This window comes from Streptomyces sp. NPDC004658 (assembly GCF_040609555.1).
Lineage (GTDB): Bacteria > Actinomycetota > Actinomycetes > Streptomycetales > Streptomycetaceae > Streptomyces.
In genome coordinates this window covers 1-14547 of the sequence record NZ_JBEXKG010000175.1, presented here as the reverse complement: position 1 = coordinate 14547, position 14547 = coordinate 1, and the positions used below count along the sequence as shown (strand labels likewise).

The 14547-nt window shown below is 71.4% G+C and carries 9 protein-coding genes and 2 pseudogenes; 9 read left to right on the top strand and 2 right to left on the bottom strand.

The genetic code is table 11. From position 1 onward, the window contains the following. Positions 1–97: 97 nt before the first annotated feature. Positions 98–334 (bottom strand): annotated as a pseudogene (locus ABZV94_RS35220) (bifunctional 3-phenylpropionate/cinnamic acid dioxygenase ferredoxin subunit); the annotation flags it as partial. Between the two features lie 329 nt (positions 335–663). On the opposite strand from ABZV94_RS35220, the gene ABZV94_RS35215 reads away from it, so the two are divergent. The 9 genes from ABZV94_RS35215 to ABZV94_RS35175 all read left to right on the top strand — a co-directional run bounded on the left by ABZV94_RS35215 (position 664) and on the right by ABZV94_RS35175 (position 13280). After that, positions 664–1503 carry an IclR family transcriptional regulator gene (locus tag ABZV94_RS35215; RefSeq protein WP_356347882.1) on the top strand — a complete coding sequence of 280 codons (840 nt, stop codon included), beginning with the start codon at positions 664–666 and terminating at the stop codon, positions 1501–1503. Between the two features lie 395 nt (positions 1504–1898). Then, positions 1899–2984 carry an S-(hydroxymethyl)mycothiol dehydrogenase gene (locus ABZV94_RS35210; RefSeq protein ID WP_356347880.1) on the top strand — a complete coding sequence of 362 codons (1086 nt, stop codon included), beginning with the start codon at positions 1899–1901 and terminating at the stop codon, positions 2982–2984. Then, positions 2981–3607 carry an MBL fold metallo-hydrolase gene (locus tag ABZV94_RS35205; RefSeq protein WP_356347879.1) on the top strand — a complete coding sequence of 209 codons (627 nt, stop codon included), beginning with the start codon at positions 2981–2983 and terminating at the stop codon, positions 3605–3607. The genes ABZV94_RS35210 and ABZV94_RS35205 overlap by 4 nt, the downstream gene beginning before the upstream one ends. A gap of 160 nt (positions 3608–3767) precedes the next feature. Continuing rightward, positions 3768–6230 (top strand): FAD-dependent oxidoreductase, encoded by a 2463-nt coding sequence (locus ABZV94_RS35200; RefSeq protein ID WP_356347877.1) that lies wholly within the window; start codon positions 3768–3770, stop codon positions 6228–6230. A gap of 9 nt (positions 6231–6239) precedes the next feature. Next, entirely contained in the window at positions 6240–7430 is a 1191-nt protein-coding gene (gene solA / locus ABZV94_RS35195) for an N-methyl-L-tryptophan oxidase (RefSeq protein ID WP_356347874.1), read from the top strand. 11 nt (positions 7431–7441) lie between these two features. Continuing rightward, on the top strand, positions 7442–8587 hold the full coding sequence (locus ABZV94_RS35190) for an aromatic ring-hydroxylating dioxygenase subunit alpha (protein WP_356347872.1): 1146 nt from the start codon (positions 7442–7444) through the stop codon (positions 8585–8587). Continuing rightward, positions 8580–10046 (top strand): aldehyde dehydrogenase family protein, encoded by a 1467-nt coding sequence (locus tag ABZV94_RS35185; protein WP_356347870.1) that lies wholly within the window; start codon positions 8580–8582, stop codon positions 10044–10046. The genes ABZV94_RS35190 and ABZV94_RS35185 overlap by 8 nt, the downstream gene beginning before the upstream one ends. Before the next feature lie 77 nt (positions 10047–10123). Further along, on the top strand, positions 10124–11740 hold the full coding sequence (locus ABZV94_RS35180; protein ID WP_356347868.1) for an amino acid permease: 1617 nt from the start codon (positions 10124–10126) through the stop codon (positions 11738–11740). After that, positions 11727–13280: a GMC family oxidoreductase N-terminal domain-containing protein gene (locus ABZV94_RS35175; protein WP_356347866.1), complete on the top strand. Its 1554-nt coding sequence runs from the start codon at positions 11727–11729 to the stop codon at positions 13278–13280. The genes ABZV94_RS35180 and ABZV94_RS35175 overlap by 14 nt, the downstream gene beginning before the upstream one ends. An 18-nt stretch (positions 13281–13298) precedes the next feature. Here ABZV94_RS35175 and ABZV94_RS35170 read toward each other — a convergent pair. Beyond that, positions 13299–14547 (bottom strand): annotated as a pseudogene (locus ABZV94_RS35170) (hypothetical protein); the annotation flags it as partial.

The following is a 14547-nucleotide window of genomic DNA, read 5'->3' as shown; positions in this document are numbered from 1 at the left end:
CGACGCGCACCAGCGGGTGGCCGCGGTGGGCGCGATCGTGGTGCTGCTGGCCGTGGTGCTGAGACTGGCCCGGTTCAGCTGCGTGACCATGAAGGCGGGCCGGCAGACAGGTCGGTTCGCCGGTGCGCAGGTCGAAGGACGCCGCGTGCAGCGGGCATTCGACCAGGCAGCCTTCCAGCCACCCCTCGGAGAGGGAGGCGTCCTGGTGGGTGCAGGTGTCGTCGATGGCGTACAACTCGCCGTCCTCGGTGCGGAACACGGCGATCGGCGGCGTGCTCGCGACGCGGACGGACTCACCCTCGGGGAGGTCTTCGAGGCGGCAGACGGGAATCACGGGCCCCCCTCTCGGTCCGGGACACTCGGTCCGGGACCTGCTCGATGCAGGCGTCAGGGATGCTGCCGGGAGCCCGGACCCGTGTCGGTCCGGCCCGGTGAAGCGACGAGTAGGTGACGGAACGTCAGCGGTCCGGGTGGTCCGGCGCCCTTCCGGGATGCCGGGTGGTCCGGCACCCTTCCGGGATCCGGACGCTTCGGTAACATGATGTTTCGCATGGCGCACGATCCAGCGCTATGCGCAACAGAATCCGGGCGGGACGACCGTCGCGTCAAGGGCTTCCCGCAGATGCGGCCCGAACCGGGCCCACAGGTGGTGAGAGTTGAGCCATGACCCGCACGCAGAAGCAGTCCGACCTCAGCGAGGAGACCACGGAGAACCCAGGGACCCCGGAGAGGCAGAGCGGCCGCGGCGCGGCCAGCGCGGTGCAGTCGGTGGACCGCGCCGTGAGCGTGCTGGAGATCCTCGCGCGGCACGGCGAGGCGGGCGTCACCGAGATCGCCGAGGAGCTGGACGTGCACAAGTCCACGGCGTTCCGGCTGCTCGGCGTCCTGGAGAACCGCGGCCTGGTGGCCCAGGCCAAGGACCGCGGCAAGTACTACCTGGGGGCCGGCGTGCTGCGGCTGGCCGGGGCGGCGGCCGTGCGCCTCGACATCTCCCAGGAGGGCGTCCCGGTCTGCCGCGAGGTCGCCGACGAGCTGGGTGAGACGGTCAACATCGCCGTGCTCGACGACGACGCGGCGGTCAACATCATGCAGGCACGCGGCACGGCGTCCGTGACCGCGCAGAACTGGCTGGGCAGACGCACCCCGCTGCACGCCACCTCCAGCGGCAAGGTGCTCCTCGCGCACATGCCGCCGACCCTGCGCGAGGGCCTGCTGGCACGCCCGTTGCCGCGGTTCACTGACCGTACGATCACCGGCGCGGCGATGCTGCGCGCCGAACTGGAGGCCGTGGTCGGGCAGGGCTACGGCGTCACGATCGAGGAGCTGGAGCTGGGGCTCGCGGCCGTCGCGGCGCCGGTGCGCGCCCACGACGGCAAGGTGATCGCGGCGATCAGCGTGTCGGGCCCGGTCTACCGGCTCAACGCGGACCGGCTGCCGGAGGTGGCCAAGCGGACGGTCGCCGCGGGTGCCGAGCTGTCGCGGCGGATGGGGTACGGCTTCTGAAGCGGCTTCAGCGCCAGGGCTCCGAGCCTGCACCGCCGCCGGCTGCCTTCAGAGCCACTGACTGCTTTCACAGCCACTGACTGGCTTCACAGCTAGCGGCTCCTTCACCGCCGCCGACCCACCGTCACCACCGCCGACACACCCTCAACTCCGCTGCCCCCACCCGCCCCTGACTCCTCTGAACCCCCACGCACTCGGCGCGTCCGTCACCCGAACCGCGGCGCGGGACCGGAAGCCTCCCGGTCCCGCGCCGTCGTGTGTCCGACAGGTTTCGCCCCACAGGTTCCTTTTGCCAAGGGTTAACGCGCACCCCTTGACGGCCCCGTGACGCCGTTCTCAATATGTTCCCCATCGCGCAACCCATCGTGCAATGCGCAACAGCAGAGGAGCTTGTCGTGCCACACGAGGTCCGTGCCGTAGTCGCTGTGAAGAAGGGCGCCCCCGTGGAGGTGCGGACGATCGTCGTCCCGGACCCGGGACCCGGTGAGGTGCTCGTCGATGTGCAGGCCTGCGGGGTCTGCCACACGGATCTCCACTACCGCGAGGGCGCGATCACCGACGACTTCCCGTTCCTGCTGGGCCACGAGGCGGCCGGCACCGTCGAGGCCGTCGGATCCGGCGTCACCGATCTGAAGCCCGGCGACTACGTCGTACTGGCCTGGCGGGCGCCGTGCGGCAGTTGCCGTTCCTGCCGCCGGGGCCGGCCCTGGTACTGCTTCGACTCCCGCAACGCCGCACAGCCCATGACGCTCCTGGACGGCACCCCGCTCAGCAACGCGCTCGGCATCGGCGCCTTCGCCGAGAAGACGCTGGTCGCGGCGGGCCAGGCGGTCAAGATCGACCCGGCCGCGCGGCCCGAGGCGGCCGGTCTGATCGGCTGCGGGGTGATGGCCGGGTACGGCGCGGCGGTCAACACCGGCAACGTGGGCCGGGGCGACTCGGTCGCCGTCATCGGCTGCGGCGGCGTCGGCGACGCGGCCATCGCGGGCGCCTGCCTGAACGGCGCCATGAAGGTGATCGCCGTCGACATCGACGACAAGAAGCTGGACCAGGCCGAGAAGTTCGGCGCCACGCACACCGTCAACTCCCGGGGGACCGACCCGGTCGAGGCGGTCCGGGAGCTGACCGACGGGCACGGCGTGGACATCGCGATCGACGCGGTCGGCCGCCCCGAGACCTTCCTCCAGGCCTTCTACATGCGCGATCACGCGGGCCTGCTGGTGCAGGTCGGCGTGCCGGCCCCCGAGATGAGGGTGGAACTGCCGCTGATCGACGTCTTCTCGCGCGGCGGCGCCATCAAGTCCTCCTGGTACGGCGACTGCCTGCCGAGCCGGGACTTCCCGTTCCTGATCGACCAGTACCTCTACGGCCTGCTCGACCTCAACGCGTTCGTGTCCGAGACGATCGCCCTGGACCAGGTGGAGGAGGCGTTCGGCAAGATGCACCGCGGTGAGGTGCTGCGCTCGGTGGTGGTCCTGTGAGCGTGCGCGGGGCCGTACGCGTCGAGCGGGTCGTCACCTCGGGGACCTTCAGCCTGGACGGTGAGACGTTCGACGTCGACAACAACGTCTGGCTGGTCGGCGACGACGAGGAGGTACTCGTGGTGGACGCCGCGCACGACGCCGAGGCGATCCACCGCGCCACCGCCGGCCGCCGGGTCACCGCCATCGTCTGCACCCACGCCCACGACGACCACGTCGACGCGGCGCCGAAGCTCTCCGTCCTGACCGGCGCGCCCGTACTCCTGCACCCCAACGACACCGAGCTGTGGTCGCTCACCCACCCCGGCCGCAAGCCGGACGGCGAGCTGGCCGACGGCCGGATCCTCACGGTGGCCGGCACAGAACTGCACGTGATCCACACGCCGGGCCACACCTGGGGCAGCTGCTCGCTCCACGCCCCCTCCCTGAACGCCCTCTTCACCGGCGACACCCTCTTCCACGGCGGACCCGGCGCCACCGGCCGCTCCTACTCCGACCGCCCGGCGATCGAGGCGTCCATCCGCGCGCGGCTGCTGACCCTCCCCGGTGACACCGTCGTCCACACCGGCCACGGCAAGGACACGACGATCGCCGCCGAACGGCCGAACGTCCCCACCGCCTGAACACACGCCCGACGGCACCCCAAGGCACTCACAGCCGGGCCTCCCCCGCCCCCGCCTCCCCGCCCCCGCCTCCCCGCCCCCAGGCCACGAGCCTCCGCGCCCACGCTCGGCCGAATCCACAAGACCCGCACCCGCCATCCCCGCCACCACAAGGAGGGGCATGTCCAGCACCCCCGAAAACCCGCCCCCGGGACCCCGTGTCGTCGTCATCGGCGCCGGCATCGTCGGCTGCTCCCTCGCCGACGAGCTGACCGCCCGTGGCTGGACGGACGTCACCGTCCTCGAACAGGGCCCCCTGCCCGCCCCGGGCGGCTCCACCTCGCACGCACCCGGGCTCGTCTTCCAGACCAGTCCGTCCAAGACCCTCACGGAGTTCGCCCGGTACACCGTCGAGAAGTTCCGCGCCCTCGAAGTCGACGGCGTCTCCTGCTTCCACCAGGTCGGCGGCCTGGAACTGGCCACCACCCCCGGGCGGCTGGCCGATCTGCACCGGCGGGCCGGATACGCCGCCTCCTGGGGCGTCCGGGGCGAGGTCGTCAGCACGGCCCGGTGCAAGGAACTCTGGCCGCTGCTGGACGAGTCGGTGGTCCTCGGCGGATTCCACACCCCGGACGACGGCCTGGCCCGGGCCCTCCTCGCGGCCCGCGCCCAGATGGACCGCGCCACCGCGCGCGGGGCGCGTTTCCTGGACCGGCACACGGTCACGGGGATCGAGCAGCGGGACGGACGGGTCACCGCGGTCGTCACGGACCGGGGCGTCTTCCCGGCCGACCACGTCGTCTCGGCGGCGGGATTCTGGGGCCCGGTGATCGGCCGCATGGCCGGTATCGACGTACCGCTCCAGCCGCTCGCGCACCAGTACGCGAAGACCGGGCCGCTGCCCGAGCTGCGCGGCGCCACGGCCGAGGCGACGCGGCCCATCCTCCGCTTCCAGGACCGCGACCTGTACTTCCGCGAGCACGCCGACCGCATCGGGATCGGTTCGTACGCGCACCGCCCGATGCCGGTGGATCCGTTCGCGGTCCCGGCGTACGACGAGGCGCGCGGCCGGGACATGGAGATGCCGTCCTCGTACCCGTTCACCACCGAGGACTGGGCGCCGAGCTGGGAGGACTGCCGGCGGCTGCTGCCCGCGCTGCGGGAGTCGCGGATCGAGAGCGGGTTCAACGGGGTCTTCTCCTTCACACCGGACGGCATGCCGGTGCTCGGGGAGGCCCGGCGGCTGCGGGGCTTCTGGCTGGCCGAGGCGGTCTGGGTGACCCATTCCGCGGGTGTCGCCAAGGCGGTGGCCGAGTGGATGGTGGACGGGCGGCCGTCCGTCGACGTGCACGAGTGCGACCTCACGCGGTTCGAGGAAGCGCAGCGTTCCCCGTCGTACGTCCGTGAGCGCGGTTCACAGCAGTTCGTGGAGGTGTACGACGTCCTCCACCCCCTCCAGCCGATGGAGCGGCCTCGTCCGCTGCGCGTCAGCCCCTTCCACGCCCGCCAGCAGCAGCTCGGCGCGTTCTTCCTGGAGGGCGCCGGCTGGGAGCGCCCGCACTGGTACGAGGCGAACACCCCGCTCGTGGACGCTCTCGGCGGCCTGCCCGAGCGCGACGCCTGGTCGGCCCGCTACTGGTCCCCCGTCGCCGCCGCCGAGGCGAAGGCCACGCGTGAGAAGGTCGCCCTGTACGACATGACCCCGCTGCGCCGCCTGGAGGTGACCGGCCCCGGCGCCCTCGCCTTCCTCGACCGCATGACCAGCAACAACCTGCGCAAGAAGCCCGGCGCGGTCACGTACACGCTGCTCCTGGACGAGACCGGGGGCATCCGCTCCGATCTCACGGTCGCCCGCCTCGCCGCCGACCGCTTCCAGGTCGGCGCCAACTCCCCCGCCGACCTCGACTGGCTCCTGCGCCACGCCCCCGACGACGTCCAGATCCGCGACATCACCTCCGGCACCTGCTGCATCGGCGTCTGGGGACCCCTCGCCCGCGCCCTCGTCCAGCCCCTGACCAGCGACGACTTCTCCCATGAAGGCTTCGGCTACTTCCGGGCCAAGCAGACGTACCTCGGACACGTCCCGGTGACGGCGATGCGCCTGAGCTACGTCGGCGAACTGGGCTGGGAGCTGTACACCACCGCAGACCTGGGCCTCAGGCTCTGGGACACGCTGTGGGAGGCCGGACAGGACCTGGGCGTGGTCGCCGCGGGCCGCTCCGCCTTCAACTCGCTGCGTCTGGAGAAGGGTTACCGGGCCTGGGGCACCGACATGACCGACGAGCACACCCCCTTCGAGGCGGGCCTCGGCTTCGCCGTCCGCATGGACAAGGAGGACTTCGTCGGCAAGGCGGCGCTCCTGCGGGCCGGAGAACCCTCCCGCCGGCTCACCCCGCTCCTGCTGGACGACCCGGCCGCCGTGGTCCTCGGCAAGGAGCCGGTCCATGTCGAGGGCGCACCGGCCGGTTACGTGACCAGCGCGTCGTACGGCTACACGCTGGGCCGCTGTGTCGCCTACGCCTGGCTGCCGGCCGGCCTCTCCACCGGCACCGGCGTGCACATCGAGTACTTCGGCGAGAAGGTCCCGGCGACCGTCGCCGACGAGCCGCTGTTCGACCCGAAGATGACCCGCATCCGCCGCTAGGAGGCGACCGTGTCACCGTCTTACGACGTCATCGTCATCGGACTCGGCGGCATGGGCAGCGCCGCCGCCCACCACCTGTCCGCGCGCGGCGCCCGCGTCCTCGGTCTGGAGAAGTTCGGCCCGGTCCACAACCGCGGCTCCAGTCACGGCGGTTCGCGCGTCACCCGGCAGTCGTACTTCGAGGACCCGGCGTACGTGCCGCTGCTGCTGCGCGCCTACGAGCTGTACGAGGAACTGGAACGGGCCACCGGCCGGGACATCGCGATCCTGTCGGGCGGCGTGATGGTCGGCCCACCGGAGTCCCGGACGGTCTCCGGAGCGCTGCGCTCGGCGACCGAGTGGGACCTGCCGCACGAGATGCTGGACGCGAAGGAGATCCGCCGCCGCTTTCCGACGCTCCACCCGTACGACGACGAAGTCGCCCTGTTCGAGGCGAAGGCGGGCCTGGTGCGCCCCGAGAACATGGTCGCCGCGCATCTCCAGCTGGCCACCCGGCAGGGCGCCGACCTGCACTTCGAGGAACCGGTGCTGCGCTGGGAGCCGTACCGCGACGGGGTGCGCGTGCACACGGCCGAGAACACCTACACGGCCGGGCAGCTGGTGATCTGCCCCGGTGCGTGGGCGCCGCGGCTGCTCACCGACCTCGGGGTGCCGTTCACCATCGAGCGGCAGGTCATGTACTGGTTCCAGCCGAAGGGCGGCACCGAGCCGTTCCGGCCCGAGAACCACCCGGTCTACATCTGGGAGGACGCGGCCGGCGTCCAGGTCTACGGATTCCCGGCGATCGACGGCCCGGACCTCGGCGCCAAGGTCGCCTTCTTCCGGAAGGGGCGGGTGACGACTCCGGAGACCATCGACCGGACCGTGCACGAGGACGAGATCCGGGCCATGGCGGACCACATGGCCCGCTGCATCCCCGACCTGCCCGGCACCTTCCTGAAGGCCGCCACCTGCATGTACTCCAACACCCCGGACGAGCACTTCGTGCTGGCCCGGCACCCCGCGCACCCGGAGTCGGTCACCGTGGCCTGCGGCTTCTCCGGACACGGGTTCAAGTTCGTGCCGGTCGTCGGCGAGATCCTGGCCGATCTCGCGCTGACCGGTGCCACCGCGCATCCCATCGGCCTGTTCGACCCCGCCCGCCCCCTCGCCCGAACCGGTCCGCACGAGGGGACCCCCACCGCCGCCGCGCCCGCCTGAGGAGCCCGCCCGTGACGACGACCCCGATCTCCCCGAGCCCGGTCTCCCCGAGCCTCATCGCGACGCTTCCGGGCCACTACTACACCGACCCGGAGGTCTTCCGGCAGGAGCAGGAGAAGATCTTCGAGTCCCTGTGGTTCTGCGCGGTGCGCGGCGCCGACCTGGACAAGCCGGGCGCCTTCCGCACGGTGCAGGTGGGCCGCGAGAACGTCCTCATCACCCGGACCCGCACCGGTGAGCTGCGCGCCTTCCTCAATGTGTGCCGGCACCGCGGGGCGCGGCTGTGCACCGAGGAGTCCGGTGAGGTGCGGCGCAGCCTGCAATGCCCGTACCACGCGTGGACGTACGACCTTGACGGCAAGTTGATCGCCGCACCCAACTTGATCAAGATGCCCGACGTCGATCGTGTCGCGTACGGGTTGATCAAGGTGGCTCTGCGGGAGTGGCTGGGCTACGCCTGGGTGTGCCTCGCCGACGAACCGCCGTCCTTCGAGGACACGGTGATGCACGCGGCCGTGGAGCGGCTCGGCGACGCCGCCGCCATCGAGCACTACGGCACCGAGAGGCTCGCCCTCGGCAAACGCGTCACCTATGACGTGCGGGCCAACTGGAAGCTGATCGTCGAGAACTTCATGGAGTGCTACCACTGCGCGACGATCCACCCCGAGCTCACCGAAGTCCTCCCGGAGTTCGCCGACGGCTACGCGGCCCAGTACTACGTCGGCCACGGCGCCGAGTTCGGCGAGCAGATCAAGGGCTTCACGGTGGACGGCAGCGCGGGCTTCGCCAAGCTCCCCGAGGTGACCGCCGACCAGGACCGCCGCTACTACGCCATCACGGTCAAGCCGACCGTGTTCGTCAACCTCGTCCCCGACCACGTGATCCTGCACCGCATGTTCCCGCTGGCCGAGGACCGCACGGTGGTGGAGTGCGACTGGCTGTACGCGCCGGAGGTGGTGGCGTCGGGCGCGGACGTGTCGAAGTCCGTGGAGCTGTTCCACCGCGTCAACGTCCAGGACTTCGAGGCCTGCGAGCGCACCCAGCCGGCGATGTCCTCGCGCGCCTACCGCCGCGGCGGGGTGCTGGTCCCGAACGAGCACCACATCGGCATCTTCCACGAGTGGCTGCTGGACCGGCTGGGGGGCTCCCGTGCCTGATCTGTTCATCGACGGAACGTGGCGGGGCGCCCTGGACGAGCGCACCCGGGAGATCCGCTGTCCCGCCGACGGCTCCCTGGTGGGCGTCGTGGACGAGGCCGGCGGCAAGGACACCGTGGAGGCCGTCGCGGCGGCGCGGCGCGCCTTCGACACCGGCCCCTGGCCGCGCACGCCGGCCGCCGAACGCGGTGACCTGCTCCTGCGCGTCGCCGGGCTCCTCGCCCGCGACAAGGACGCCCTGGCCCGCGCCGAGTCCCTGGACACCGGCAAGCGGCTGGTGGAGAGCGCGTACGACGTGGACGACGTCGTCGGCTGCTTCCGCTACTTCGGACGGCTGGTCGCGAGCGAGACCGGCCGGGTGATCGACACCGGGCGGGCGGACGTCGACAGCCGCGTGGTGTACGAGCCGGTCGGCGTCTGCGCACTGATCACGCCGTGGAACTACCCGCTGCTGCAGACCGCGTGGAAGGTCGCCCCCGCGCTCGCGGCCGGCAACACCTTCGTCCTGAAGCCGAGCGAGCTGACCCCGCACACCGCGATCCACCTGGTGAGGCTGCTGGCGGAGGCGGGGCTGCCGCCGGGCGTGGCCAATCTGGTGCTGGGCGCCGGTCCGGAGGCGGGCGCCCCGCTGGGCGACCATCCGGACGTCGACCTGGTCTCCTTCACCGGCGGTCTGCAGACCGGCCGCCGGCTGATGGCGGCGGCGGCCGGCACGGTGAAGAAGGTCGCGCTGGAACTCGGCGGCAAGAACCCCAACATCGTCTTCGCGGACGCCGACTTCGAGGCCGCGGTCGACATGGCGCTCACCGCCGTCTTCCTGCACTCCGGACAGGTGTGTTCGGCCGGGGCCCGGCTGCTGGTCGAGGACGCGCTGCACGACCGGTTCGTGGACGAGGTCGTGCGGCGGGCGCGGCTGATCCGGCTCGGCGGGCCGTTCGACGAGCGGGCGCGGACCGGGCCGCTGATCTCGGCGGCGCACCGGGCCAAGGTGGAGGCCTACGTGGCGCGGGGGGTGGCGGAGGGCGCGGTGCTGCGCTGCGGCGGCGCCCGGCCCGCCGGCCCCGGCTACGACGAGGGGTTCTACTACCTGCCGACCGTCCTGGACGAGTGCACGAGCGCCATGTCCGTCGTCCGGGAGGAGTCCTTCGGGCCGGTGCTGACCGTCGAACGGTTCACCACCGAGGAGGAGGCCGTGCGGCTCGCCGACGACACGGTCTACGGCCTCGCGGGCGCCGTGTGGACCGGGGACGAGGCCAGGGCCGCGCGGGTCGCGGGGCGGCTGCGGCTCGGCACGGTCTGGATCAACGACTACCACCCGTACGTGCCGCAGGCCGAGTGGGGTGGTTACAAGCAGTCCGGGTTCGGCCGCGAACTCGGACCGGCGGGGCTCGCCGAGTACCGCGAGACGAAACACATCTGGCGCAACACCGCGCCGGCACCGCAGGGCTGGTTCGACTGACCCGCCCGTAGCCCACTGGATCCGGCACCCGCACGGGCCGCTGCCTCCCCTCCCCCAGGCCCACGAGGAGTCCGCTCATGACGACCACCGAGCAATCGCCAGGCCCGCACCACCACGACGACGCCGAGCTCGCCGAGTTCGGCTACAAACCCGAACTCAGGCGCACTCTCGGCCACTTCCACACCTTCGCCGCCGGCATCAGCTACATCTCCATCCTGACCGGCACCTTCCAGCTGTTCTACTTCGGCTACGGCAGCGGCGGCCCCGCCTACTGGTGGTCGTGGCCGATGGTGTTCGCCGGCCAGTTCATGGTGGCCCTGTGCTTCGCCGAGCTGGCCGCCCGCTATCCGGTGGCCGGCTCGGTCTACAACTGGTCCAAGAAGATCGGCAATCCGCATCTCGGCTGGCTCGCCGGGTGGATGATGTTGATCGCGTCCATCGTGTCCATCTCGGCGGTCGCGCTGGCCTATCAGCTGACGCTGCCGCAGATCTCGTCCGTGTTCCAGTTCGTCGGGGACGGCACCGGCAAGTACGACGTGGCGACCAACGCGGTCGTGCTCGCGGCCGTGCTGATCCTGTTCACGACGCTGGTCAACGCGTTCGGCGTCAAGCTGATGGCCACCATCAACACGGCCGGCGTCTTCATCGAGTTGATCGCGACGGTTGTATTGATCATCCTCTTCGCCGTCCACATCACCCGTGGTCCTCAAGTCGTCATGCAGACGAACCACACGGGATCGGGTTACTCAACGGGTTACCTCGGTGCCTTCCTGGTGGCCTCGCTGGCGTCGGCGTACGTCATGTACGGCTTCGACACCGCCTCCTCCCTCGGCGAGGAGTGCCTGGACCCGTCCCGGAACGCCCCGCGCGCGATCATCCGCGCGATCGTCGCCTCGTTCGTCCTGGGCGGCCTGGTGCTGCTGCTGGCGCTGATGAGCGTCTCCAGCCTGAAGGGCGACAAGCTGTCCACCGACGGCCTGCAGTACATCGTGCTCGACGTGCTCGGTCCGACGGCGGGCAAGGCGATGCTGTGGTGCGTGCTGATCGCGGTCACGGTGTGCGCCCTGGCCGTCCACACGGCGGCGATCCGGCTGGCGTTCGCGATGGCCCGCGACAACAACCTGCCCGCGTCCTCGCTGATGGCCCGGGTCAGCCCCCGCTTCCAGACCCCGGTCCTGCCGGCTGTGATCATCGGTGTGCTGGCGCTGGCCATCCTCGTGGTCAACATCCGCCAGCCGCAGATCTTCACGGTCGTCACCAGCATCGGCATCATCATGATCTACCTCGCCTATCTGGGCGTCACCGGGCCGATGCTGGTGGCCCGGCTGCGCGGCACGTGGCGCCCCGCCGGCGAGGGCAGGTTCTCACTGGGCCGCTGGGGGCTGCTCGTCAACATCGTCGCGGTGGTCTGGGGCGTGGCGATGACGGTCAACCTGATCTGGCCGCGCGCCGCCGTCTACAACGCGTCCGCGCCGTACCACTGGTACCTGCGCTGGGGCGCGGTCCTGTTCGTCGCGGTCATCGCGGGCGGCGGCTTCGCCTACTACTGGTTCGTCCAGCGGCACCGCACCGGTGTCCTCGCCGAGCACCGCCTGGACGCGGCGGCGGCCACCCCGCCCCCTCCCCTCGCCGCCCCGCGGCCGAGTGATCCCGCCCGAATCCGGCTGACCAGGAGGTCACATGAGCATCGCTGAGTTCGACTACGTCGTGGTCGGTGGCGGCACCGCGGGCAACGTCGTCGCCGCCCGGCTCTCCGAGGACCCCTCGGTGACGGTGTGCGTGCTGGAGGCGGGCCCCAGCGACGTCGGTGACGACGACGTCCTCAGGCTGGAGCGCTGGATGGGGCTGCTGGAGTCCGGGTACGACTGGGACTACCCGGTCGAGCCGCAGGCCAGTGGCAACAGTTTCATGCGGCACGCGCGCGCGAAGGTGCTGGGCGGCTGTTCGTCGCACAACTCCTGTATCGCGTTCTGGGCGCCCGCGGAGGACCTGGACGACTGGGCGGCCCAGGGCTGTACCGGCTGGAGCGCGGCCGACCTGTTCCCGCTGTACCGGCGGCTGGAGAACAACGACGCGCCCGGCGACCACCACGGCCGCACCGGGCCCGTGAAGCTGCGGACGCTCAAGGGCGGGGACCCGTGCGGCGCCGCCCTCCTGGAGGCGTGTGCGCAGGCCGGTATACCGACGGTCCCGTTCAACACGGGCAAGACGGTGGTGCGCGGGGCGAACTGGTTCCAGATCAACTCCGACGAGAACAACATCCGCCAGTCCTCGTCCGTCGCGTATCTCCACCCCGTCCTCGGCAAACGTCCGAATCTGGACGTCCGGACCGGGGTGCGGGCCAAGAAGCTGGTGCTGGAGGGGCGGCGGTGCGTGGGCGCCGAGTACCTCGACCCCGATCTGGTGCACACCCGCACGGTCCGGGCCCGGCGCGAGGTGATCGTCTCCTGCGGCTCGATCGACTCCCCCAAGCTGCTGATGCTGTCCGGCATCGGCCCGGCCGGGCATCTGCGCGAGGTCGGCGTCGAGGTCGTGGTGGACTCCCCGGGCGTCGGCGAGAACCTCCAGGACCACCCCGAGGGGGTGATCATGTGGGAGGCGAAGCAGCCGATGACCACCACGTCCAGCCAGTGGTGGGAGGCGGGCGTCTTCTACGACACCGAGCCCGGCCTGGACCGGCCCGACCTGATGTTCCACTACGGGTCCGTGCCGTTCGACATGAACACCGCGCGCTGGGGCTACCCGACCTCGGAGAACGCGTTCTGCCTCACCCCCAACGTGACGAAGGCGAAGTCACGGGGCACGGTGCGGCTACGGACGCGGGACTACCGGGACAAGCCGAAGGTGGATCCTCGGTACTTCACGCACGAGCACGACGTGCGGGTGATGACGTACGGGCTGAGGCTGGCCCGCCGCATCGCCGCGCAGCCGGCGCTGAGCGGCTGGGCGGGCGCCGAGCTGGCGCCGGGGCCGGACGTCCGCACGGACGACGAGTTGCTGGACTACATCCGCAAGACGCACAACACCGTCTACCACCCGTCGTGCACCGTGAAGATGGGCGCCGACGACGACCCCTCGGCCCCGCTCGACGCGCGGTTGCGGGTCAAGGGGGTCGAGGGGCTGCGGGTCGCCGACGGCTCGGTGATGCCCGACCTGATCGCCGTCAACCCGTGCATCACGACGATGATGATCGGCGAGAAGTGCGCGGACCTGCTGAAGGAACAGGCCTCCTGAACGAGGGGGTCTGAAGTCTCACGCCGGCTTCTTGTACATCCTCGTCGCCGTGATCTCGCTGTGCACCGCCTCCCCGGCCTGGGGCTGCTGCGGCAGCCCGGGCCGGAGGTGTTCCTCCACGCTGATGTACTTCAGGCCCGCCCGGAGGTCGGCGTCGTTGCGCAGGCGGATGACCAGCGGGAACTCGGCGAGGGCGGTGGTGTCGAACAGGCCGGTGGTGTAGAGCAGCTGGACGCCCAGCGCGTCGGACACCGCTCGCTGGAGTTCGAGCAGGTAGGTGGCGTTGGCCCGGCCGATCGGGTTGTCCAGGAACAGCGTGCCCGCGTGCCGGTGCTTGTCCCGGCCCCGGTCGTTCGAGCGCAGGGCGGCCATCGTGCAGTACAGGGCGATGGCCGCCGTGAGCAGCTGCCCGCCGGAGAAGACGTCGCCCATCTGGCCGACGGGGACCCGCTCGGCGCGCAGCACGGCGTCGGGCTTGAGGATCTCGACGGCCACGCCCTTCGGCTGGAGGGCCGCCGCGACGCCCCGCAGCAGCAGGGACATGCCGTCCCGTCGCAGGTCGGAGTTCTTCTTGACGGCCGCGCGCGTGGCCTCGTCGATGACCTCGCCGAGGCGTTCGGTGAGCGTGGCGTGGTCGGGCTCCTCGAAGCGGATGCGCAGGAACTCCTGCCCGGACCACTCGCCGAGCCCCTCGGGGAGCCGGGAGAGCCGCTGGGCGGAGCGCAGGGTGGCGAGCGCCGATTCCACCAGCCCGCGCAGCCGGTCCACGATCGAGTCGCGGTTGCGCTCCAGCTGGGCCAGCTCGTCGGTCAGGACGCGCAGCCGGGGTGCGAAGGCGTCCGCCCACTTCTGGGCGTGCTCGGGCAGCGCGGAGGCGGGCAGTTCGCGGATCTGCTGCCGGGCGGGGGTGCGGACCTGCTCGTAGCGCGTGGAGTTGGCGTGCCGGACGAGGACGTCGCTCGCCTCGCGCACGGCCGCCTCGGCGGCGGACAGGTCGGCGGCGCAGCCCCGCAGCGAACGGCGGGCCTCGGCGGCGGAGTGCCGGGCCTCCTCCAGGGTGCCCGGGTACGGCTCCGGCTCCTCCTGCTCCTCCTCGGGGGTGTGTTCACGCAGCAGGTCGCGGAGCATGGCGGCGATCTCGTCGAAGCCGCCGGCCGCGTCCTCGGCGGCTCGGTGGGCGTCCAGCAGCTCCGCCGTCACCCCGAAAGACGCGGGCGCCGCCTCCGGACTGCTCCAGACCGTGCAGTGGCTGGGCGGCACGGTCGGC